Source organism: Bradyrhizobium sp. SBR1B, from assembly GCF_014198205.1.
GTDB lineage: Bacteria > Pseudomonadota > Alphaproteobacteria > Rhizobiales > Xanthobacteraceae > Bradyrhizobium.
Genome location: NZ_JACIHC010000003.1, coordinates 681,833 through 702,610 on the forward strand (window position 1 = coordinate 681,833; position 20,778 = coordinate 702,610).

At 64.6% G+C, this 20,778-nt stretch carries 16 protein-coding genes; 5 read left to right on the forward strand and 11 right to left on the reverse strand.

Annotated features, from left to right (window positions below):
- Window positions 1–488: 488 nt before the first annotated feature.
- Window positions 489–2,060 carry a porin gene (locus GGD61_RS11580; protein WP_018318427.1) on the reverse strand — a complete coding sequence of 524 codons (1,572 nt, stop codon included), beginning with the start codon at window positions 2,058–2,060 and terminating at the stop codon, window positions 489–491.
- 510 nt (window positions 2,061–2,570) lie between these two features.
- Here GGD61_RS11580 and GGD61_RS11585 point away from each other — a divergent pair.
- Window positions 2,571–3,050, forward strand: coding sequence for a MarR family winged helix-turn-helix transcriptional regulator (locus GGD61_RS11585; protein ID WP_018318426.1), 480 nt, complete (start codon window positions 2,571–2,573; stop codon window positions 3,048–3,050).
- A 75-nt stretch (window positions 3,051–3,125) separates the two neighbouring features.
- On the opposite strand, the gene GGD61_RS11590 is transcribed toward GGD61_RS11585, so the two are convergent.
- The gene (locus tag GGD61_RS11590) at window positions 3,126–4,208 is read right to left on the reverse strand and encodes an alpha/beta hydrolase (RefSeq protein ID WP_092253791.1); all 1,083 of its coding nucleotides are present in this window, start codon (window positions 4,206–4,208) and stop codon (window positions 3,126–3,128) included.
- Window positions 4,209–5,068: 860 nt separating this feature from the next.
- Between GGD61_RS11590 and GGD61_RS11595 the strand changes: the two genes are divergently transcribed.
- Window positions 5,069–6,133, forward strand: coding sequence for a ketopantoate reductase family protein (locus tag GGD61_RS11595; protein ID WP_018318424.1), 1,065 nt, complete (start codon window positions 5,069–5,071; stop codon window positions 6,131–6,133).
- 65 nt (window positions 6,134–6,198) lie between these two features.
- Here GGD61_RS11595 and GGD61_RS11600 read toward each other — a convergent pair whose 3' ends face one another.
- Window positions 6,199–6,636, reverse strand: coding sequence for a hypothetical protein (locus tag GGD61_RS11600; RefSeq protein ID WP_244550625.1), 438 nt, complete (start codon window positions 6,634–6,636; stop codon window positions 6,199–6,201).
- 258 nt (window positions 6,637–6,894) lie between these two features.
- Here GGD61_RS11600 and GGD61_RS11605 point away from each other — a divergent pair, with 258 nt between their 5' ends.
- Window positions 6,895–7,713 carry a YkgJ family cysteine cluster protein gene (locus tag GGD61_RS11605; RefSeq protein WP_092253793.1) on the forward strand — a complete coding sequence of 273 codons (819 nt, stop codon included), beginning with the start codon at window positions 6,895–6,897 and terminating at the stop codon, window positions 7,711–7,713.
- A gap of 103 nt (window positions 7,714–7,816) precedes the next feature.
- The gene (locus GGD61_RS11610) at window positions 7,817–9,331 is read left to right on the forward strand and encodes an ATP-binding protein (protein ID WP_092253795.1); all 1,515 of its coding nucleotides are present in this window, start codon (window positions 7,817–7,819) and stop codon (window positions 9,329–9,331) included.
- A gap of 4 nt (window positions 9,332–9,335) precedes the next feature.
- Here the strand turns inward: GGD61_RS11610 and GGD61_RS11615 are convergent, their stop codons facing one another.
- The 8 genes from GGD61_RS11615 to GGD61_RS11650 form a co-directional block, all read right to left on the reverse strand.
- On the reverse strand, window positions 9,336–10,076 hold the full coding sequence (locus tag GGD61_RS11615) for an ABC transporter ATP-binding protein (protein ID WP_183230709.1): 741 nt from the start codon (window positions 10,074–10,076) through the stop codon (window positions 9,336–9,338).
- Entirely contained in the window at window positions 10,073–10,921 is an 849-nt protein-coding gene (locus GGD61_RS11620) for an ABC transporter ATP-binding protein (protein ID WP_177236983.1), read from the reverse strand. Before GGD61_RS11620 ends, GGD61_RS11615 begins: the two co-directional genes overlap by 4 nt.
- On the reverse strand, window positions 10,921–12,744 hold the full coding sequence (locus GGD61_RS11625; RefSeq protein ID WP_092253800.1) for an ABC transporter permease: 1,824 nt from the start codon (window positions 12,742–12,744) through the stop codon (window positions 10,921–10,923). Before GGD61_RS11625 ends, GGD61_RS11620 begins: the two co-directional genes overlap by 1 nt.
- A 55-nt stretch (window positions 12,745–12,799) precedes the next feature.
- A complete protein-coding gene (locus tag GGD61_RS11630) occupies window positions 12,800–13,954 on the reverse strand; it encodes an ABC transporter substrate-binding protein (protein WP_092254004.1) in 1,155 nt (384 codons plus the stop codon).
- Between the two features lie 60 nt (window positions 13,955–14,014).
- Window positions 14,015–14,593, reverse strand: coding sequence for an alkylhydroperoxidase domain protein (locus GGD61_RS11635; protein WP_092253801.1), 579 nt, complete (start codon window positions 14,591–14,593; stop codon window positions 14,015–14,017).
- Between the two features lie 15 nt (window positions 14,594–14,608).
- Window positions 14,609–15,211: a CMD domain protein gene (locus GGD61_RS11640; protein WP_018318415.1), complete on the reverse strand. Its 603-nt coding sequence runs from the start codon at window positions 15,209–15,211 to the stop codon at window positions 14,609–14,611.
- Window positions 15,212–15,246: 35 nt separating this feature from the next.
- Window positions 15,247–16,281 carry a putative FMN-dependent luciferase-like monooxygenase gene (locus GGD61_RS11645; protein ID WP_183230710.1) on the reverse strand — a complete coding sequence of 345 codons (1,035 nt, stop codon included), beginning with the start codon at window positions 16,279–16,281 and terminating at the stop codon, window positions 15,247–15,249.
- Between the two features lie 152 nt (window positions 16,282–16,433).
- Complete coding sequence (locus GGD61_RS11650) at window positions 16,434–17,228, reverse strand: MetQ/NlpA family ABC transporter substrate-binding protein (protein WP_018318413.1); 795 nt, start codon at window positions 17,226–17,228, stop codon at window positions 16,434–16,436.
- Window positions 17,229–17,569: 341 nt separating this feature from the next.
- Between GGD61_RS11650 and GGD61_RS11655 the strand changes: the two genes are divergently transcribed.
- The gene (locus GGD61_RS11655; RefSeq protein WP_092254006.1) at window positions 17,570–19,357 is read left to right on the forward strand and encodes a peptide ABC transporter substrate-binding protein; all 1,788 of its coding nucleotides are present in this window, start codon (window positions 17,570–17,572) and stop codon (window positions 19,355–19,357) included.
- Window positions 19,358–20,778: the final 1,421 nt, after the last annotated feature.

A 20,778-nucleotide genomic window follows, 5' to 3' on the forward strand; every position in this document is an offset into this window, starting at 1 on the left:
CGCAACGCTGACAACGTTGCTGCGCAGATGCTTCGCATCGCCAGGGAGACGCTGCGCTGCGTCCGGGGCACGCGAGCGGAGTTATGACGCCCGCTCTCTCCACGCCGTCATTGCGAGCGCAGCGAAGCAATCCAAACTCTTTCCACGGAAGGATTCGGGATTGCTTCGTCGCAAGAGCTCCCCGCAATGATCGAGCGTCCTGCAATCACCACTGTCGCTGAAACCGAATTTCGGTAGATCGAAATATTTGCACCGCGATTCTCAGCGCAGCGAAACAGGCTCGGTTGCCGTAGCCCGGATTGAGCGCCAGCGTAATCCGGGACGGCCCGCGATGCGGGGCGAGCGGTCCCTACACCATCGGGCAGCGCATTCACGCGACCCGTTGGCTCGATCCGGGCAACGGGGGCGTCAGGCATCACGCGGGATGGGCGCACAAAAAAACACCCGGCGGTTTCCCGCCGGGTGTTCATCACGTGGTTCGAAAGATCTTACCAGTTGCGCTGGGCGCGGAGCAGCAGGGTGACGCTGTCCTGATCCTTCAGCTCGTACAGGGCGGCCGGCTTGGCCGTCGTGCCGGCACCGGCGTAGCCAACCGTGCCCGAGTACTTCTGGTCGAGACGGGTCCAGTTCAGGTCGCCCGAGAACGTCAGGTTCTTGACCGGGGTCCAGCGGGTGATGATACCGACCTGGCCGACGGCGAAGTCAGGGTTACAACCCGTGACACCGGCGAGACCGCCGAACACGCCGCCTGCACCGCCAGCGCCGCAGAGAGCGGTCTTGGCGACCGAGCCGTACTGCGCCTGAGCGTAGGCGCCGTAGAGCGCGGTGTTCCAGTAGGGATCCCAGTTGTGGGTGTAAGCACCGCGGAAGCCCCAGGTCTTGACGGTTTCCTGCTGGCCGCCCGTGACGAACACGGTGTCCGGAGCATAGGCAAAGCCGACGCTCTGATAGGCAACGCCCGAGCTGCCGAACATCGAGTAGCTGCTGCCCGCCAGGTTCTGGAAGTTGTAGCGGGTCGCGCCGTCGGTGTAGACGCCCGAAATGTTGATCACGTCACCCGCGCCGGTCGGGATGTTCTTGATCGACAGAGCGAGCTGAACCGCCCAGCCCCACTTGTCGTCGGGGTGACCGGTGGCTTCGTTGGCGCCGTAGTAGGCGACGTGGTTGTCGTGAGCGGCGACCGACGCCTGGAACATGCCCCAAGCCTGGTCGACACGAACCATACCGACGAGGTTCGGCGAACGCGAGCCGCCGATGGCGTTGGTGCCGTACGTACCGCCGACCATGCTGCCGACGGTCGCGCCGGTCAGGTTCACGTTGCCGGCCTGGTAGTAGGCCGTCGCGTCTTCCGCCGAGAACGAAGCCGTCACGCCCTGACCGAAGTCAGCGGTGTAGGTGAACTGGTTGACACCAGTGACCGTGCCGCTGCCGCCGACGAGGCTGTCGATGTTGTTGCCGGGATAGTTGGTCCAGGGCGCATCGAACTGCGACACGGCCTTACCCATGGTGAAGCCGGCGAACTGGATGAAGGCGTAGTACACGCCGAGCGAACCGCCCGAGGTGTTGCCGTCGGTGCCGTTGATCGACGAACCAACGAGCGCCGGCGTCGCGCCGGAGGTGTTGAGGCCGAGGTTGCCGGTATAGACCGTGCCGCCCGTCGCGGAGCCGGAGCCCTGATAGCCGCCGGTGGTCCAGGTGAACACGCCGTCGAAGAAGGTACGGACGACGCCGTATTCGGTCGCGGTGCGCGTGTCGATGTTGAGATCCTGACGAGCGCGCATCTGGTAGTAGTTGCTGAGGCGGTTGTGCGCACCAGCCGGGGAGCCGTTCGAGATGCCGTAGTTGCTATTGGTGTTGAACGCGACTTCAGCGCGCAGATAACCACCCAGCTTGATGCAGGTGTCGGTGCCCGGGATGTAGTAGAAGCCGGCGCCGTACAGCGAGCAGATCTTCACGTATTCGACGGCCTTGGCCTTCACGGGCAGATCGGCTGCGAACGCCCCGGAGACGGCCATCAGGCCGGCAGCCGAGCCGAGAAAGAGCGTCTTCGTCAACTTCATTAGTAAACCTCCAGGTCGGTTCAGGGGGCTCGGCTCCTCGGAGGACGCCGCTTGACCCACTTAATTTCCGTTCAATTCAGGTCCGCACTGAAGGTCCGGACTGAAACGACAGTGAGGTGCCCCCCCTCCGTCGTAGCTCACGTATAGTTTATAAAAACAACGGCCTCAATTTATTGATTTAGTGAATCGTAACTTCCATCCGAGATGTTGCTCAAGCGCAACAAAGACGATTGGCGCGGCAACTAACTCTTTAATATAAAACGAAAAAGCCCTCAGGGGGCATCCCGAGGGCTTTCTTGGAGGTCTCACATCGCTGTCCATCGACAGGGTCAAGAGCAGCAAAGATTGAGTGGGAGGAGACGTAATTTAATTAATTGCTTTTTGCAAGTACTAAACCGCCGAGCCGTTTCCGCCATGCGGTGTCCGCCACAATTGTCCACGCGCGATATGCGAGACGATTCCCCAATATCCCATTAAAAGAGTGAACTGAGGGAAACGGGGGGCAGCCACATGATCGAGAAGAAACTCGACAGGGCGATTACGGACTTCATCTGGAACGTCGTCGAAATTCACTCCCAGCTGGAGGACATCCATACCTGCTGGGCCGGACTGCTGGGCATCACCGAGCCGCAGTGGCTGATCCTGATGGCGATCACCGAACTGGATGACGGGCGCGGCGTCGCCGGCATCGATATCGCGAACAAGTTGCGGGTCCACCCGGCCTTCGTGACCAACCAGACCAAGAGCCTCGAAAAGGGCGGCTTCCTGTCGCGGCGGCCGGCACCGGACGATGCCCGCTTCGTTCTGATGTCGCTGACGGAGAAGGCCACGACGGAAATCGAAAAACTATCCAAGAGAAAGCTCGCCTTGAATTCGACCATCTTCAACGAGCTCGACGAGAAGACCCTGGCTGAACTGAATGCCGCGCTGGCAACGATCGCCAGGAACGCGCGGCTGGCGGCACGATTGCTGGCTATCGACGTGTCGTGACGCGCGCCTCGGCTTCGAGGCGACCGCCCGAAGCATGGCGGCAAACACCGCTCTCAAATGCGATTCTCCCAAGGGCTAGAGATAGGTCACGGGATCAAGCTGACGGGCCGTTCCGAGCTTGCTGCAGAGCCATTCGAAGACGAAGTCGTCGACAGCAATGAAATTCTCGACCTCGCCGAGCGGGTGCCGGACATTGTTGGGCACCACGACCGAGCAATCCGCTCCGGTCTGCCGATAGCCGGCTTGCAGATCGAGGGCATCCTGCTCCCATATCATGGAGCGGCTCCCGACGACCATGAGCAGCGGGCACGGGAGTCGACGCGACGGCGGTAGCGAACCCGTCGCGGCCCCGTCGGGGACCGCTTGCCCGAAACCGGTCATCCAGCGAAGCGACGCTCGACGCATCACCGGCGTCAAAAGACCGCCATCGCACACGGCGGCCGCTATCCTGCGATCCGAGAGGGCAAGGCGGGACGCATGAGAGGCGCCCTCCCCTTCGCCATAGATTGCGATCCGCCGCGCATCGACATCGGGGCGAGCCTCCAGATAGTCCAACCAGCACTGAAGCCTGTGCTCCGGCTTGAAGGAGCGATGCACGGTTGAATTGCCGGCATCGACGAACAGGAGCGACATGGTCCCGCAGAGTGAGGCCGGCAACAGCCTGCTCATCATCGAGCCCAGGGTGATGTCCTCGTCGCTGAGGCAGATGACCGTCGGCGCGGAAGTCCCACGACGGAGCGCCGGCAGAAAGAAGCCGGCCAGCGCCCCTTGGTCGAAGCAATCAATCTTGACCCGCTCGATCGCCAGTCCGGCCTCCGCCTCGAAACCTCGCAGGCTGATGCCGACCTCGTCTGCGAGGCCGGCACTTTCGACATCTTCCGGACAAGACAAGCGTCTGACGACTTCGAGAGCCGTCAGCGAACAGAGCCACGCTTCCCGCGAAACCCAGGCGGAACGGTCTTGGTGCGCGGATTCGGCCAAGGTCCGGTAGTCGTCCGCGACCTTCAACCAGTCCGAAATCCACAGATGCCGGTGCGTCTCACGCCCAAGCTCCGCGACGGACAGGCTTTGGAAAAATTGGGAGGCGCGATCCCGCAAGCGCGCCAGGCTTTGCCCGGCGCCGTCGCACGAGCCGTGAGGCCAATGATCACCTTCCATTTCAACCCCCGAGCGGCGCCGTCAACGGTTGCCCGGACTTGCGTCCAGACTAGCCGGCTTTGCATTCTGCGCAGCGTCCCGCGCCCCTGCTCGATGCGATCGCCGCCGCCCCTGATCGCGTCCATCGCGCTTGCGTCTGGCGAGGCAGCCCGTCACGTCGACGTCTTTCGCCGCCATTCCAAACCAGCCCGCTTGAGCCCAAGGTCGAGCCCGGCCCAACTCAATCGTCACGTCCCAGCTCCATCGCTGAACACAGTTGCTTGCCGCGCACTCCGCCAGTCTTGCGATCAGACTTGCGATGCGGGCCCTGACTTTTCTTGTTGCGATCGGCGAACTGAAATGACTCACTTCGCCGACGTAAAATACATGCCTGCGTAGGCCGGCATTGTGAAAGCACGATATGGTGAGCGGATTGCCGCTTCATCAATGCCGAAAGGCAAATGTGACAACAAGAAAACAGCGGGACCAGCCGACGTGGCGATCATCGGCACGCGACATGTGACGACGCACGATCGCACCTCACGCTGAGCCGGGACGAGCGAGACATCCTCCGGCCTACCGGATTCGGTAAAGCCGTATGGCGTTGAGTGAGCCGATTGACAGCCGCAGGTGGCGGGACAGCAAGGACCCGTCGGGCAAAATTGGGGCTCGTAGCGGATGAGCGCGGCATAAGCCTGGTCCTTGCCGGCAGGCCGAAGTATTTGCCGGACTTCGCTCCATCCCGGCCGCCGGGATCCTGGCGCGCCTTGTATGCATTATCCCAGTTGCCATCCCCGCGCACTTCGCTTTACATGCCGGCAACTCGCCCGCGGATGACGGCCGGGGCTCAAGAATCACACACATTGTCAAAGGGACGGAATATGGCGCGCAACATATTGATTCTCGGGGCTTCTTACGGCTCGCTGCTGGGCACGAAGCTGCTGATGGCAGGGCACAATGTGACCCTGGTCTGCCGCGCCAAGACCGCGGAGCTGATCAACCGCGAAGGTACCGAGGTGCGCATCAAGCTGCGTGACGAAGCGGTGCATCGGGCGATCTTTTCGCGCAACCTGCCCGGCAAGCTCGACGCCGTGACCCCCGCCAATGTCGACCTCTCCCGCTACGACATGGTCGGCCTTGCGATGCAGGAGCCGCAATACACCAACCACACAGTTCGCGTTCTCATGGTCAAGATCGCCGCGGCGAAGCTGCCGTGCCTGTCGATCATGAACATGCCGCCGCTGCCCTATCTGAAGCGGATCCCGGCGCTCGCCGACATGGATCTGGAAGAGGCCTACACCAATGCCCAGGTGTGGGAGCGGTTCGAGCCGGGGCTGGTGACGCTGTGCTCGCCCGACCCGCAGGCGTTCCGTCCGCCGGAAGAAGCCGCCAACGTGCTGCATGTCGGCCTGCCCACCAACTTCAAGGCGTCGGTGTTCGCCGACGAGAAGCACAACAAGGTGCTGCGCGAGCTGGAGGCCGACATCGACGCGGTGACGCTCGACGGCCACGACGTGCCGGTGAAGCTGAAAGTGTTCGATTCCCTGTTCGTGCCGCTGGCGAAATGGTCGATGCTGCTCACCGGCAATTACCGCTGCATCACGCCGCACGATCCGCAGTCGATCCGCGACGCCGTGCACAGCGACCTCAGTCGCTCGCAAACGATCTACGACCATGTCGACGCCATCGCCCGCAAGCTCGGCGCCGATCCGCAGGACCAGGTGCCGTTCGCGAAATACGCCAAGGCCGCCGAGAGCCTGCTCAAGCCGTCATCGGCGGCGCGCGCGGTCGCGAGCGGCGCCCCCTTCATCGAGCGCGTCGACCTCCTGGTGAAGCTGATCTCGCATCAGCTCGGCGTGCCCAATGCCGAGATCGACCGCACGGTCGAGACCGTCGATCTGAAGCTGAACGAGAAGATCGTGCAGGGCGGATCCGGCGCGCAGTAAGCGCGCCGCCTCCAGCGACGTCGGCGCTCACGCGCTCAGGAACGATTGAAGCCAGATCAGGCCGGTCACCGCGACAAGCGTGACCGCGCCGGTGCGCGTGACCAGGTCGGGATGCCCGAGCCGGCGGGCGCCGCGGCCGAGCGTTGCGCCCAGAGTGATCCACGCGGCGCCAGGGTTGTGAGCAGCACCTGGCCGAACGTCACCGCTGCACCGTCGCGCAGCTCGCGCGTGTTGACCCGCCAGAGCATGGCGGCAAGGCACAGGATGTAGATGGTCACTGCGACGCGGAGCAGGACGGCCGCGAGCGGGATATCCATGACGATGGGCCCGAGCGCCAGCCGCAACAGCGCGATCGCCAGCAGATAGCCGGCGAGCTCCGCCACAAGCAGATGAAGCGAGCGCGCGATCCCGATCCCTGCGCCCGATGTCGCGAGCAAGGTGTTGGTCGGCCCGGGCACGGCCAGCAGGAAATAGGTCGCCGTGAAGAAGGTCAGGAAGCTCATGCGCCTGAGCTAGCAGGCCCCTGGCCAGGCTGGTTTGATCTTCATCATCGAATCCGGTCGTCAAAGCCCGGAATCGACCCGAATCCGCCCACCCCCGTGGTCGCCGATTTGCGAAAACGTTGCATCCGTGCGAGGTCTGGCCTTACGTAACGGAGGCCGCCGAGATGCTTCGGCAGAGACTCCAGATGCCGGCTGCGGGCAGGTTCCAAGCCTGCCCGCGATAGCCGGATTGACGGGCGAAAGAACAAGTCATCGAAGATGGATCAGTCGACGTTGCAGGTCGCTCGCGCGGTGGAGGCCGGCGCGACAACCATGAAGAGTGTCATCGACGCGACCGGATTGTCCCGTCTCAAGGTCGAGCGCGCCTTGAACACGCTGGAGAAGCAGAAACTGCTCGTTCGCGACGGCCAGGGCTTCAAGGCAGCCGGCCAGCCGAAGACGGCGCCGTTCGCCCGGCAATGCGGATCGTGCAACGCCTGCTGCGACATTCTCGAGGTGGCCGCCGTCGACAAGCCGGTGAACCAGCTCTGCAAGCACTGGCAGACGGGCACCGGCTGCACCATCTACGACCGCCGTCCCCAGATGTGCCGCTCCTTCGTCTGCGCCTGGCTGCAGGGGCATCTCGACGATGACTGGTTCCCGGCGAAGTCGGGCATCATCGTTCATTTCAGCCAGGATGCCGTGAACGTCACGGTCGACGACCATTGCCCCGATCGCTGGCGCGAGGAGCCGTATTTCAGCAAGCTCGCCGAATGGTCGCTGAATGGCATCAGGCGGATCGGAAACCGCGGCTATGCGACCCTGATCGTCTCCGGCGCCGACCGCTTCCTGCTGCTCGGACGCACCGTCGTTCCCGAGCCGACCCTGTTCGGCACGGCCTTCGTGCCGCTGACGGCCGACACGTTCCGGTTCTGGCGGGCGACATCGCCGGAGCATTTGCAGCGGTTGCATGAGCGCATCGCCGAGATGGAGCGGATCAGGCAGGAATTCGGCTCTTGCGTCATCCCTGCGAACGAGGACGACGATCCGCAAGCCCCCTATCGGCCCGCACTTTTACGGCTATCGAATCACGCCTGAACGCCGCCGTGGGCAACGCGGCCTGATCAGCGCCGTGCCGCTCGACGCGCCGCGGCGGGATTGATAAGCCCCTGTCCGCGAATGACGGGGACTTGAGTCGGGCATGACGGTTGCAATCGAGATGGGGCAGACCACGGCGGGCGCCGCGGCCGCCATGGACCTCGAGGAACTCTTGGCGACCCGTCTCCTGGTGCAGGGCAATTCGGGCTCCGGCAAGTCGCATCTGCTGCGGCGGCTGCTGGAACAGAGCGCGCCGTGGGTGCAGCAGGCCATCATCGACCCCGAAGGCGATTTCGTCACGCTGGCTGAACGCTTCGGCCATCTCGTGATCGAGGCCGAGGATCACACCGAGCGCGGCCTTCAGGTCGCCGGCGAGCGCGCGCGGCTGCACCGCGTCTCCACGGTGCTCAATCTCGAAGGGCTCGACGCCGAGAACCAGATGCGCCGCGCCGCCGCGTTTCTCGGCGGGATGTTCGACGTCGACCGCGACCATTGGTATCCGATGCTCGTGGTCGTCGACGAGGCGCAGCTGTTCGCGCCGGCGGTGGCCGGCGAAGTCTCGGACGAGGCGCGAAAACTCTCGCTCGGCGCCATGACCAATCTGATGTGCCGCGGCCGCAAGCGCGGGCTGGCCGGCATCATCGCGACCCAGCGGCTGGCGAAGCTAGCCAAGAACGTCGCGGCGGAAGCCTCCAATTTCCTGATGGGGCGCACCTTCCTCGACATCGACATGGCGCGCGCCGCCGATCTGCTCGGCATGGAACGGCGGCAAGCCGAATCCTTCCGCGATCTCGAGCGTGGGCAGTTCATGGCGCTGGGACCTGCGCTGTCGCGCCGGCCGCTGCGTTTGCATATCGGCCCGACCGACACGAGCCCACGCAATTCCACGCCGCGGCTGATGCCGCTGCCGGAATCCTCGCTTGAAGATATGCGCGCCGTGATCCTGGCCGCGCCGCCGCCCGATGCCAGCCGCCCGCAGCGCAGGCCGGCACCGGATTTGCTCGAACAGCTCCGCGCCGCGAAGGCCGCCGCTACGCCGGAGATCCGGCCCGAATTGGTCGAGGTGCCCGTCAGCGCCGAGGAGCTCGCGGAGCGGCGCGAGCGCGTGGCTCGTACGCTGCGCGCCGTGCTGGCGGAGCCCGACGCGGGCTTCCGCGCCATCGGCGTGCTCTATCAGGAGTTCGTGGTCCGCTGCCGCATCGAGGGCTTAGGGGCGGCCGTGCCCGACCTGAACGAATTCCGCCGCATGCTGACCCATGCGCGCGCCGGCCTCGGCACCGATCTCACTGATGACGACGCCTGGCAGGACGTGTCGCTGCGCGCCTCGATCCTGCCCGACGACATGCAGGGCGTGTTCATGATGATCGCGCGCGCCGCGAAGGAAGGCTGGCCGTGTCCCGGCGACGCCGCGATCGCGCGGGCCTATGGCTCGCATTCGCTGCGCCGCGCGCAGCGGCTGCTCGGCTACATGGAGGAGCAGGGCCTGATCGTGATCCAGCTCGACGGCGGCGGACGCAGGATCGTGACGCTGGTCGAGCTGGCCTGGGCCACTGCGCCGGGCGATCCCAATGGCGATGATCTGCCGGCGGAGCAGCTCGCGAGCGCGGCTTCGGCTTGAAGCGCTACGCCGCCTCGGAGCCGCCGAGATAGGCATCGCGGATTCGATGGTCGTCCTTCAGCGCCCGCGCCGGGCCTGACAGCACGATCTTGCCGGTCTGGAGCACATAGGCTTCATGCGCGATCTCCAGCGCGAGGCTGGCGTTCTGCTCGACCATGAACACAGAGACTCCCTCCTGGTTGATGGTCCGGATCAGCTCCAGCACGCGGTCGACATAGAGCGGCGACAGACCCATGGTCGGTTCATCCATCACGATCATCCTGGGACGGCTCATCAGCGCCCGCGCCATCGCGACCATCTGCTGCTCGCCGCCTGACAATGAGCCCGCGCGCTGCGACAGCCGCTGGCCGAGCTTCGGGAATAGGGTGAGCATCCTGTCGAGATCCTGCGCGATCGCCTCGCGGTCGTTGCGCACGAAGGCGCCCATCAGGATATTTTCGCGCACGCTCATGTCCGCGAACAGCCGCCGCGCCTCCGGCACCGAGGCGATGCCGCGGCGGACGATCTGCGGCGTGGTCAGCCCGATCAACGATGCGCCGTCGAACGTGACATCGCCGGAACGCGGTTTGACCAAGCCAAGGATGATCTTCATCGTCGTCGACTTGCCGCTGGCATTGCCTCCGAGCAGGCAGACGATGTGGCCGCGCGCGACCGTGATCGACAGGTCGAAATGCACTTGGGCCTGCCCGTAGAACGTATTGACGTTCGACAATGCCAGCAGAGGTTCGGGGGCGCTCGTCGTCATGCTGCGCTCTCCTGCTCCGACGTCCCTGATAGCCCGTGGCCAAGATAGGCCTCGATCACCTTGGGATCGCTCCGCACCGCTTCGCCCGGCCCTTCCGCGATCTTCTTGCCCTCGTCCATGACGATGACGCGATCGGACAGGCGCATCACCATCTCCAGCTTGTGCTCGATCAGGAGGATGGTCAGCCCCTCCGCCTTGAGCTCGGCGACCAGCGACTGCATCTCCGCGGTCTCGGTCGGGTTCATGCCGGCCGTGGGCTCGTCGAGCAGCAACAGGCGCGGCTTCAGCGCCAGCGCGCGTGCGATCTCGACACGGCGGCGGTTGGCGTAAGACAGACTGTAGGCCGGCTGGTCGATCCGCGGCAGCAGCCGTTCGCCGAAGCGGGCGAGAATGGCTTTCACCTCCTCGCGCAGCCGCTCTTCCTCAGCCCTGACGCTGGTGGGACGCAGCAGCGCCAACCCCAATTCCAGCAGCGGGCCGATCACCGGCACCGCCGGCTTCACCGCACGCAGCCGCGTGTGGGCGCCGATCAGCACGTTGTCCATCACGCTGAGATTGCCGAAGACGCGGCCGAGCTGGAACGTGCGCGCGATGCCTTCGGCGGCGAGCCGCTCCGGCGACAGGCCGGTGATGTCCTGACCTTCGAAATGGACGACGCCGGCGTCGGGGCGATCAAGACCGGTCACGAGGTTGAACAGCGTCGTCTTGCCGGCGCCGTTCGGGCCGATGATGCTGATGAGCTCTCCCCTGGCGAGATCGAGGTCGATGGCGTCGACCGCGGTGAGGCCACCGAAGCGCCGCGTCAGCCCACGCAAGGACAGCATGGTCGTGTGCTGCTCCGCCATCACATCGTCCCCAGCAGGCCCTGCGGCCTGAACCGCACCAGCAGCAACAGCACGATGCCGTAGATCAGGATGCGATACTCCGCCGCGATCCGAAAGACCTCGGGCAGGCCGACCAGCGCCACCGATCCGAGAATCGCGCCGACGACATTGCCGAGGCCACCGAGGATGACCACTGTCAGCGCCAGGATGGATTGCTGCGTGTTGAAGGTCTCATGGTTGATGTAGGAATACAGATGCGCGGCGATGCCGCCGCTGACGCCGGCGGCGAACCCGCCGAAGATGAAGGCCAGCGACTTGTAGCGGTTCAGGCTGAGGCCATAGGCGCGCGCGGCGATGTCGTCGTCGCGGATGGCGCGAAAGCTGCGGCCGAGGTGCGATGTCAGCAGCCGCCCCTGCAGCAGCGCCAGCACGACCATCACCGCGAAGCTGAACCAGTAGATCGAGGTCGGGCTGATCAGATCGTAGCCGAACAGCGACAGCGGCGGGATGCCGGAGATGCCGATCGGGCCGCGTGTGACGCTTTCCCAGTTCAGGATCACCAGGGACACGATCTCGCCGATGGCGAGTGTCGCGATCGACACGTAATGCCCGCGCAGGCGAAACGACGGCGAGATCAGCGCGGTGCCGAGCGCGGCGCACATCAAGCCGCCGCCGATGATCGAAAGGCCCACCGGTACGGAGAGGGTCATTGACAGCAGCGCGGAGGTGTAGGCGCCGATCGCGAGCAGCGCGGCGTGACCGAGCGAGACCTGGCCGATCGTGCCCGCAACCAGTGTCAGGCTGAGTGCGAGCATGCCGAGCAGCCAGGCATTGATCAGGGTCTGGAGCACGTAGAACGACACCGGGAAAAACGGCAGAACCGCGAAGATCGCGGCCGCAGCCAGCAGCGCCCAGCGCGGGATGCGCACCGGGCGGCTCGGCGCGATGAAGGTGCCGGTGAGCGGCTCGGGCGGGGCCTGCCGCGCGCTCGCGAACAGGCCGTTCGGCCGCAGCACGAGCACGACGACGAGCAGCAGGAACGCGAACAGATTGCGGTAGCTGGTGCCGAATACCGCAACGCCGTAGCTCTCGACAAGACCAAGCAGCAGGCTGCCGATCACCGCGCCGGGCACATTACCGGCGCCGCCGACGACTTCAGCGACGACGCCCTTGAGCGTCGCCTGCAGGCTCATCGCGGTGTCGATCTGGTTGTAGTACATGCCGACCAGCATGCCGGAGACGCCGCCGAGCGCGGCGGCAATGCCGAACACCGCCTGATTGACGCGGTTGACGTCAACGCCCATTTGCATCGCCGCGTCGCGGTCCTGCGACGCCGCGCGCACCGCCCATCCGAGCTTGCTGTAACGCAGGAACACGAACAGCAACAGCGCACTGGTGAGGCCGACGCCAGCGATGAGCAGATCGAGCGGGCCGATCGTGCCGCCGCCGACCTGGAAGCGGACATCAGGCAACTGGCTCGGCAGCGCGCGCGGATTGGGCGAGAAGGTCAGCATGACAAGCTGATCGAGCACGAAGCTGATGCCGATCGTGGCGAGCAGCGGCGCGATGCGCACCGAGTTCTGCAGCGGACGCAAGCCGAACCGCTCGATGATCAATCCGACGAGCGCGGCAGCCACCGCGACCACGATGATGGTGAGCGGCAGCGGCGTATGCAGCTGCACCACCGCGACCCAGCCGATATAGGCACCGACCAGATAGATCGAGCCTTGCGCGAAGTTGATCAGCCGGCTGACGCCGAAGATCAGCGCGAGCCCGACCGCAACGAGGGCGTAGACATTGCCGACGATCAGCCCGTTGATCGTATAGTCGAGCCAGGAAGACAAACGGTGATCCCCGCGTAGAATGAAGTCGGCCGAAGCGGTTGCTCCAGCCTACAGATCAGGTCGGCTTGCCGTCCCAGAGCGCGAACTGGCCCTTGCGCACGACCAGCTCGGCATTCATGGCGCCCTTGACGCGGCGGCTCTCGACGTCGAACGTCGCCGAGCCGAAGATGACGCTGGAGACGTCCTTCACTTTCGCGAAGGCATCGCGGACCGCACGGCGGTCGGTGCCGCCGATCTTGACCACGGCGGCCGCCATGTTCATCGCATCATAGGAATAAGCGTTGAAGGCGTCCGGCTCCTGCCCGCCGTATTTCGCCTTGAAGCCGGCGATGAATTTCTTCACCTCGGGCCTGGGATCCTCGGGGAAATAGCGCGTGCCGAGATGGACGTCCTCGACCGCCTCGCCGCCGAGCTCCAGAAATTTCGGCGAGTAGACCGAGCTCGCGGCGCAGATCACCTGTTTCAGGCCGACCTGCCGCGCCTGCCGGGCGATCAGCGCGCCGTCGGAATAATAGGAGATCAGGATCAGCCCGTCCGGACTGGCGTCGCGCACGCGCACCAGCGTGGAACGGAAGTCGCGCTCCTCCGCGATGTAGCCCTCGGTGACCGCGATTTCGGCGCCGTACCCCTTCGCCGCCTTGACGAAATAGTCGCGGCTGGTGCGGCCCCAATCGGTGTTGAGGTGCAGCACCGCGAGCTTCTTGAGACCGAGACGCTTCACGGCATAGGCCGCCAGCAGCGGCTGCTCGTCGGCCTGGCTGACCGACGTGCTCCACATGAAGTCGCCGCCCTTGGTGAAATCGGGGTGCGAGTTGGTGAAGCCGAATTGCACGAGGCCGCCGCGCTGATAGATCGGCGAGGCCGCCATCGAGGCCGGGCTGGAGAAGTCGCCGAGCTCCATGACGATGCGGGGATCGGAGACGAACTTCTGGGCGATCGCGACCGACTGGCGCGGATCGCTCTGGCTGTCCTCGAACTGGTAGGCGAGCTTGCGCCCGTTGATGCCGCCGGCCGCCATGATCTCGTCGAGCGCGAGATCAAAGCCCTGCTTCCACTGCGTGCCATATTGCGCGTTCGGTCCCGTCAGCGGACCGCTGACGCCGAGCAGGATCGGTTCGGACGATTGCGCGAAGGCGGCGCGTGACGCTGCTCCCGCCATCATGACGGCGAGCGAGCCCTTGACCAGGCTACGACGATCGATGTTGCTCATGCACGGCTCCATCCACTTAGGTGTTGAAACAAGCGGCAATTCTTGTGCCGGTGAGATTGCCTACTTCGAGGGCTCGCCGAGCGACAGCATCAGCCGGTTCGCCCAGTTGAAGAACGAGGCGCCGTTGATGACGTCGACGATCTCGGCATCGTCGAGACCGGCGCGGCGCAGCTCCGCGATATTGTCGGGCCCGAACGCGATCGGGGTTGCGGCCAATGCGACCGACGCCTTGACCACGGCATTCCAGCGCTCGCCGAGATCGGCCTTGACGCCCTCGTCGAGCAGGCGCTGCACGTCGTCGCGGCGCTTGGAATAGGTGCTGGCGAAACGCGCATGCACCGAGGCGCAGTAGATGCAGCCGTTGTAGCGTGAGGTCGCCGCCGCCGCGAGCTCGCGCTCGGCGCGCGGCAGGCCGTCGGCGACGTTGTAGAAGATGTCCTTGTCGGTCTTGGTGCGGGCTTCCAGGACTTCGGGATCGCGCACCAGCAGACGGAAATATTCCGACTTGGCGCGGGAGCGATCGACGAGGCCATTAAAGTGTCGTTCGGTCAGCTCGGCCTCGGGCAGCGGATCGATCCAGGAGACCCAACCGAGCTCGTCCTGGCTGAAGACGACGGGCGGATTGACGGTGGCGCTCATGATTGCGGCCTCCTCTTATGCGTTCACGGCGGCGAGCGTGCGCAAGCCGCTGACGACACGCACCTGGAACGACAGGAACGCGACGAGCTGGGAGAAGGTGACGATCCCGGTGGTCGACCAGCCGGCGTCAAGCAGCGCTTTCATGTCGCTAGCCGCCGCATCGCGCGGCCGGAACACCAGGAGGTGTGCATGCTCGAGCGCTGCTGCGAGCTTCGCACCAAGCGCCGGCTTGCTTGCGGCACTGACGCGATAGATCAGGCCGGCGGTGTTCTCGATCGACAGTGGGCCGGCGGGATACGAGCCATAGGGACCCGAGGTCCTGCCCCGCGCGATCTCGGCGTCGATCGCCTCCAGCAGGGGCGCACCGTTCGCGTTTGCGGCAAGCTTGTCGCGATAGAAGGTGGCAACGGGGGACTCGCCATGGAGCCCGGTCACGAAGGCGGCGACCGCCGCGCGTTCGGCCAGCGAGACATCGCCGGCGTCGATCGGCTCGAACAGCGAGAGATAGCTCTTCTGCGCGTTCTCGCGCGCCTGCAGGCGCCGTGCGCGAATGGCGTCCAAGGCTGAGCCCGGCTCGATCCCGGCGAGTGTGTCGATGATATCCTGCGTACTCATCATTCAGCCTCGTGCAACGCGATGCTCTTCATGTCCAATCAGCCCGCCAGCGCCACGTCGGGCGCCGTCCGAGTCCAGCCCAGCGCGGGCGCGACCTTCTCCGCGACCAGATCGATCGAGCGCAGGACATGGGGGTGCGGGGCATCGACCGAATGCACCTGGAACACGAGATCCGTCACCCGCTCCAGCGTGGCATCGGTGCGCAGCGAGGCGATGACCTCGTCGGCGCCGCCGACATGGGTGTCGAACGCCGTGATCATCTCCTCCATCGTCTCGCCCGGCTTGGCGTGACCGCCCTTCATGAACTGCGGCAGCGCGCGGCGCAGACCGATGTCGGCAAGCCGCAACGCCTCGCGATGATCGTCAGCGACGAACACGCTGCGCGAGGCCATGATGCGGGGTTCTGCCCCCTTGGGCAGCGCTTCCAGATAGGCATCGATGACCGGATTCTGGATCTCGGCGAGCGTCGCCTGCGGCGCCTCCTTCGGTCGCGGCTGGGTGCGCGAGAGCAACAGGCCATCGCCCGCCTTGCCGGCGCGCGCGCCACCGGCCACCGAGAACGTGGCCTGCCAGATCCGCTTGTCCAGCTGCGGCCGTTGCGGATAGATCGTGTCACCGCCATCGAGCGGCTTGCCGACCAGGGCGGTGCGGACGACCTCCAGATTGCGCGCGAAAATCTCGTTGCGCTGGGCGCTGTCGAGGCCGAAGGCGGCAAAGGCCGACGGATTGCCGCCGGTGCCGACGCCGAGCTCGAAGCGGCCGTTGCAGATCAGATCGAGCACGGCTGCGTCCTCCGCCACCCGTACCGCATTCTCCAGCGGCAGCGTCACGATGCCGGTACCGAGGCGGATGCGCGAGGTCTGGGCTGCGACGTAGCCGAGAAACGTAAAGGGCGACGGCAGGCCGCCTTCACGCTCGTGGAAGTGATGCTGGGCGATCCACGCGGAATCGAGGCCCGCCTTTTCCGCGCGCACGATCTGCTCGGCCGCGAAGCGATAGCGCTCGGCGGGCGGGGCCTCGTCCAGAAGCCGCGTAAAAAACCCCAGGCGTTTCAGATTTGCAAAGCGTTTCATGCGACCCCTGTCGGGCGAGGATGGCCAGGCTGCCGATGATGTCGGTTACTGCGGCTTCCGACAAGCAGGCATTGCGCAGGGCTCATACCCACAATGGTCCGCCGGGATCGCCCCTGCGCAAGGCTTTACTGAACTTTGGCTGGGCAGATTGCCTACCAGCTCGGCAGCACCGCGCCCTTGAACTTCGTCAGGACGAACTCCTTGACCTCCGGCGTGTGATAGCTGTCGACGAGGATCTTGACCCAGGGCTTGTCCTTGTCGGCCGTGCGCACGGCGATCAGGTTGACATAGGGGCCCTTCGGGTCCTCGCGCAGGATCGGATCCTTGACCGGATCGAGGCCCGCCTGGGTTGCATAATTGGTGTTGATCGCGGCGGCGTCGACGTCATCGAGCGCGCGCGGCGCCTGCGCCGCGTCGACCTCGATGAATTTCAGCTTCTTCGGGTTCTCGGTGATGTCGAGCACGGTCGGCTTGAAGCCGGTGCCGTCCTTCAGCTTGATCAGGCCCTTGTCACGCAGCAACAGCAGCACGCGGCCGCCATTGGTCGGATCGTTCGGGATGGAGACCTTGCCGCCCTCGGGGATGTCGGCGATGGCCTTGTGCTTCTTCGAATAGACGCCGATCGGGAAATTCACGGTCAGGCCCACGGCCTCGATCTTGTAGCCGCGGTCGGCTTTCTGGTTGTCCAGATAGGGCTGGTTCTGGAACGAATTGGCCTGGATCTCGCCGGCATCGAGCGCGGCATTCGGCACGACATAGTCGGAGAATTCGAGCAGCTGGATGTCGAGGCCCTGCTTGGCGGCGATCGGCTTCACCGCCTCGAGGATTTGCGCATGCGGGCCCGGTGTCACGCCGATCTTGATGGTCTCGGCGGTGGCTGCTGCCGACCAGGCGGCGAGCGCGGTTGCGAGGATCAGGGGAAGGCGAAACGACATCTTGGTCTCCATGGCACGGCGAGAATGATTGGAACCGTATTCGCTTCTCCGTCGAATGAAATCAATGAAATGGAAAACCATATTTGCCGCCCGGTGCGGACAACGCTTCTCCGTTGGATCCGATGTGGGGAACGAACGCGCCTGCGCAAGCGTGAGGCGCGCAAGCAGCCCCGGCGTTTCGCCATGACCACCCTCGCCGCTCCCGGGTGGCGGTCCGGGCCGTGGCCCGCAAGGGCGTTCCCCATCGTCATTTCGTCGCATGGCCCGGCAGCCTCGCCGGCATTGCCGCCCCGTGCATGATGCAACATGATGGCCGCCGGCGACGATTTTTCTTCGAGGTGGAGGGTCATCTGATGAACGAGAACGAAATCCGGGGTCTGGTCGCGGAGGTGAAGCAAGGCACGCTGTCGCGGCGCTCGTTCATCCAGAAGGTGGCCGCGGTCGGAATCGCAGCGCCGATCGCGAGCCAGATCCTGCTCTGGCACGACGTGGCGATGGCGGATGCCACCTTGCCGTACAAGCCGACCAAGGCCGGCGGCGGCGGCTCGCTCAAGCTGCTGTTCTGGCAGGCGCCGACGCTGCTCAATCCGCATTTCGCAATCGGCACCAAGGACCAGATGGCCTCGCGCGTGTTCTTCGAGCCGCTCGCCGGCTGGGACAAGGAGGGCAACCTGATCCCGTGCCTCGCCGCCGAGGTCCCGACCAAGCAGAACGGCAGCCTTGCGGCCGACGGCATGAGCGTGGTCTGGAAGCTGAAGCAGGGCGTCAAATGGCATGACGGCCAGCCCTTCACCGCCGACGACGTCATCTTCACCTGGCAATACGCCGCCGATCTCGCAACGGCGGCCTACACCACGGGATCCTACAAGGACATCAAGGTCGAGAAGATCGACGACCACACCGTCAAGGTGATCTTCAAGGCGCCGACGCCGTTCTGGGCCGATCCGTTCGTCGGCTCGGTCGGCCCGATCCTGCCAAAGCATCATTTCGGCGACTATGCCGGCGCCAAGTCGCGCGAGGCACCGGCCAATCTGAAGCCGGTCGGCACCGGCCCGTACAAATTCGTCGAGTTCAAGCCGGGCGATCTGATTCGCGCCGAACGCAATCCCGACTATCACATCAAGAACCAGCCGCATTTCGACACGCTCGAGATCAAGGGTGGCGGCGATGCGGTGTCCGCGGCGCGCACCGTGCTGCAGACCGGCGAGTACGACTTTGCCTGGAACATGCAGGTGGAGGAGGAGGTGCTCAAGCGCATGGAGGCGGGCGGCAAAGGCAAGCTCGACATCACGCCGTCCGGCAATGTCGAGTTCATCATCCTCAACACGACGGACCCGTGGACCGAGATCGACGGCGAGCGCTCCAGCGTCAAGTCCAAGCACCCGACGCTGTCCGATCCCGCGGTGCGCCGGGCGATCAACCTCCTGATCGACCGCGACTCGATCCAGAAATTCATCTACGGCCGCGGCGGCATCGCCACCGCGAGCTTCGTCAACGCGCCCAAGCAGTTCAAGTCGCCCAAGCTGAAATACGAGTTCGACATCGACAAGGCGAACAAGATCCTCGACGAGGCCGGCTGGAAGAAGGGCGCGGACGGCATCCGCGAGAAGGACGGCAAGAAGCTCAAATACGTGTTCCAGACCTCGATCAACGCGCCGCGCCAGAAGACGCAGGCCATCATCAAGCAGGCCTGCCAGAAGGCCGGCATCGACATCGAGCTCAAGTCGGTCACCGCATCGGTGTTCTTCTCCTCCGACGTCGGCAATCCCGACACCTACTCGAAATTCTATGCCGACATGGAGATGTACAACACCACGCAGCCGCAGCCCGATCCGGAGCGCCTCTTGAACCAGTGCGTGTCCTGGGAGATCGCCACCAAGGACAACAAATGGCTCGGCCGCAACAACTCGCGCTATTCCGATCCCGAAGCCGACAAGGCCTACAAGGCCGCGCAGAACGAGCTCGACCCGGTCAAGCGCGCCGCGCTGCTGATGAAGGTCGATGAGATATTCTGCGAAGCGCACGTGTTCCTGCCGCTGCTCTCACGCCCCATCGTCAACGCCGGCGCCAACAACCTCATGATCGACATCTCCGGCTGGGACACCATCACGTGGAATCTGGCGGCGTGGTATCGGGTTTGAGGCGCACGGCGCGAAGGTCCAATGCACATCCCAACGTGCAGTGCCGTAGGGTGGGCAAAGGCGCATAGCGCCGTGCCCACGATGTCCCTCCATGAGCAACAAGGCGTGGGCACGCTGCGCTTTGCCCACCCTACGATATCGAGCGTGTGACACGCAGCTCGGCTCACAGACACGCCTTCGCGTTCTCGCGGCTCAATCCACCCGAGCTTTGCTTCGTCGCTCCACCCTCATAAAGCCAAGGGGGCGCAGGGAAGGCCGGGTGCCAGCTGGCACCCGCGGTCTGCTGCGCGAATAATGCGCAAAGGAGACCGCACAGCAGCATACAGGTGTCGCCGATCACTCGGCCTTCCCTGCGCGATGGTCGGACGGCTTATGCCGTGATCTCCCGGGAGCCGACCTTTCCTTCTGGCCTCCCTCGCCCCGCGAATTGACGATGCCGTCTGCCCGGTTGGGCTCGCGCGCATCTCCGCAGACAGCTTGACCGTAGCAACGACGGCCAGGACCACACGGTTTTGCCGTACGCACGGCCCGCTTGTTCGCCGCAGGATTCGACGACGTTGTGCACGTTGCCGTCGACCTGCAGACGAGACGAACCTAACAGCGCCGCTCGTCGCACGCGGTTACGGGCTCACAGGGACTACCCGCCCTGCCCGCGCCTTTCGTGCCGACGCTGCCGCGTCCACCGCAAGCCCGGCTCGCGACAGTGACGACACATAGTCGCCCCTCTTGGATGAGCCGGGATGGGCAACACATACGCCGAAACCGAATTTCGGTAAAGTGGAATATTTTTGCGAGGAGGGGTTGACGGAGGGCGACACAGGGGCGGGGTTCTGCCCGACGCCATCCTACGCACTGCCTCCACTCAGGCTTCGTCAGACACTTAGACGTTTGCGAAGAAACGTCTGCACATTGATCTGACCGTCAGTGAGAACCCGCTTCTCAGGTATTATTCGGCAATTGGTGGAATCAGCGCGAAGGCATTCTCTATACAGCGGCGCAGTCTAGCGAAGCGAAACCCATCTGGGTGTATCCAATGCTAGGGCAAGACGGGTTTCGCAAGTACTCTCTACCTGCCCGCTCTCGCGACATTATCCCAGCCGTCCCCATCCTCTTTTCCACTGTGTGCTTCAAGTCACAGCAGAATCATTCTCCCTCCCCTACAAACACCCTGCATGGCCGCAAACAAGGTAACGGCGGTACGCGTGAGGCTGCGGAGGCGATCAACAGCTAGGGACTTTTGAGGCCGCCAGGGTGAAGAGCCCGGCGGCTTTTTTCTTTGTTGCCGTGCAGCACTGAGAACGTGGATGCCCGGGCCTTTGCCGCGCCGAAGGGGCTTCGGCCCGGCAGGCGGGACGAGCCCGGGCGTGACGGCCTTGCAAAGATCCGAATGCGATGCTGCTCGATCGCGCCGGCATCTATCG

Bases quoted from the DNA above. Each gene is read 5' to 3' on its own strand.
- GGD61_RS11615 (WP_183230709.1), bottom strand. From the start codon at position 10,076: ATGACGACGAGCGCCCCCGAACCTCTGCTGGCATTGTCGAACGTCAAT.
- GGD61_RS11605 (WP_092253793.1), top strand. From the start codon at position 6,895: ATGGATCAGTCGACGTTGCAGGTCGCTCGCGCGGTGGAGGCCGGCGCG.
- GGD61_RS11590 (WP_092253791.1), bottom strand. From the start codon at position 4,208: ATGGAAGGTGATCATTGGCCTCACGGCTCGTGCGACGGCGCCGGGCAA.
- GGD61_RS11635 (WP_092253801.1), bottom strand. From the start codon at position 14,593: ATGAGCGCCACCGTCAATCCGCCCGTCGTCTTCAGCCAGGACGAGCTC.
- GGD61_RS11630 (WP_092254004.1), bottom strand. From the start codon at position 13,954: ATGAGCAACATCGATCGTCGTAGCCTGGTCAAGGGCTCGCTCGCCGTC.
- GGD61_RS11650 (WP_018318413.1), bottom strand. From the start codon at position 17,228: ATGGAGACCAAGATGTCGTTTCGCCTTCCCCTGATCCTCGCAACCGCG.
- GGD61_RS11600 (WP_244550625.1), bottom strand. From the start codon at position 6,636: ATGAGCTTCCTGACCTTCTTCACGGCGACCTATTTCCTGCTGGCCGTG.
- GGD61_RS11640 (WP_018318415.1), bottom strand. From the start codon at position 15,211: ATGATGAGTACGCAGGATATCATCGACACACTCGCCGGGATCGAGCCG.
- GGD61_RS11620 (WP_177236983.1), bottom strand. From the start codon at position 10,921: ATGGCGGAGCAGCACACGACCATGCTGTCCTTGCGTGGGCTGACGCGG.
- GGD61_RS11580 (WP_018318427.1), bottom strand. From the start codon at position 2,060: ATGAAGTTGACGAAGACGCTCTTTCTCGGCTCGGCTGCCGGCCTGATG.
- GGD61_RS11610 (WP_092253795.1), top strand. From the start codon at position 7,817: ATGACGGTTGCAATCGAGATGGGGCAGACCACGGCGGGCGCCGCGGCC.
- GGD61_RS11655 (WP_092254006.1), top strand. From the start codon at position 17,570: ATGAACGAGAACGAAATCCGGGGTCTGGTCGCGGAGGTGAAGCAAGGC.
- GGD61_RS11645 (WP_183230710.1), bottom strand. From the start codon at position 16,281: ATGAAACGCTTTGCAAATCTGAAACGCCTGGGGTTTTTTACGCGGCTT.
- GGD61_RS11595 (WP_018318424.1), top strand. From the start codon at position 5,069: ATGGCGCGCAACATATTGATTCTCGGGGCTTCTTACGGCTCGCTGCTG.
- GGD61_RS11585 (WP_018318426.1), top strand. From the start codon at position 2,571: ATGATCGAGAAGAAACTCGACAGGGCGATTACGGACTTCATCTGGAAC.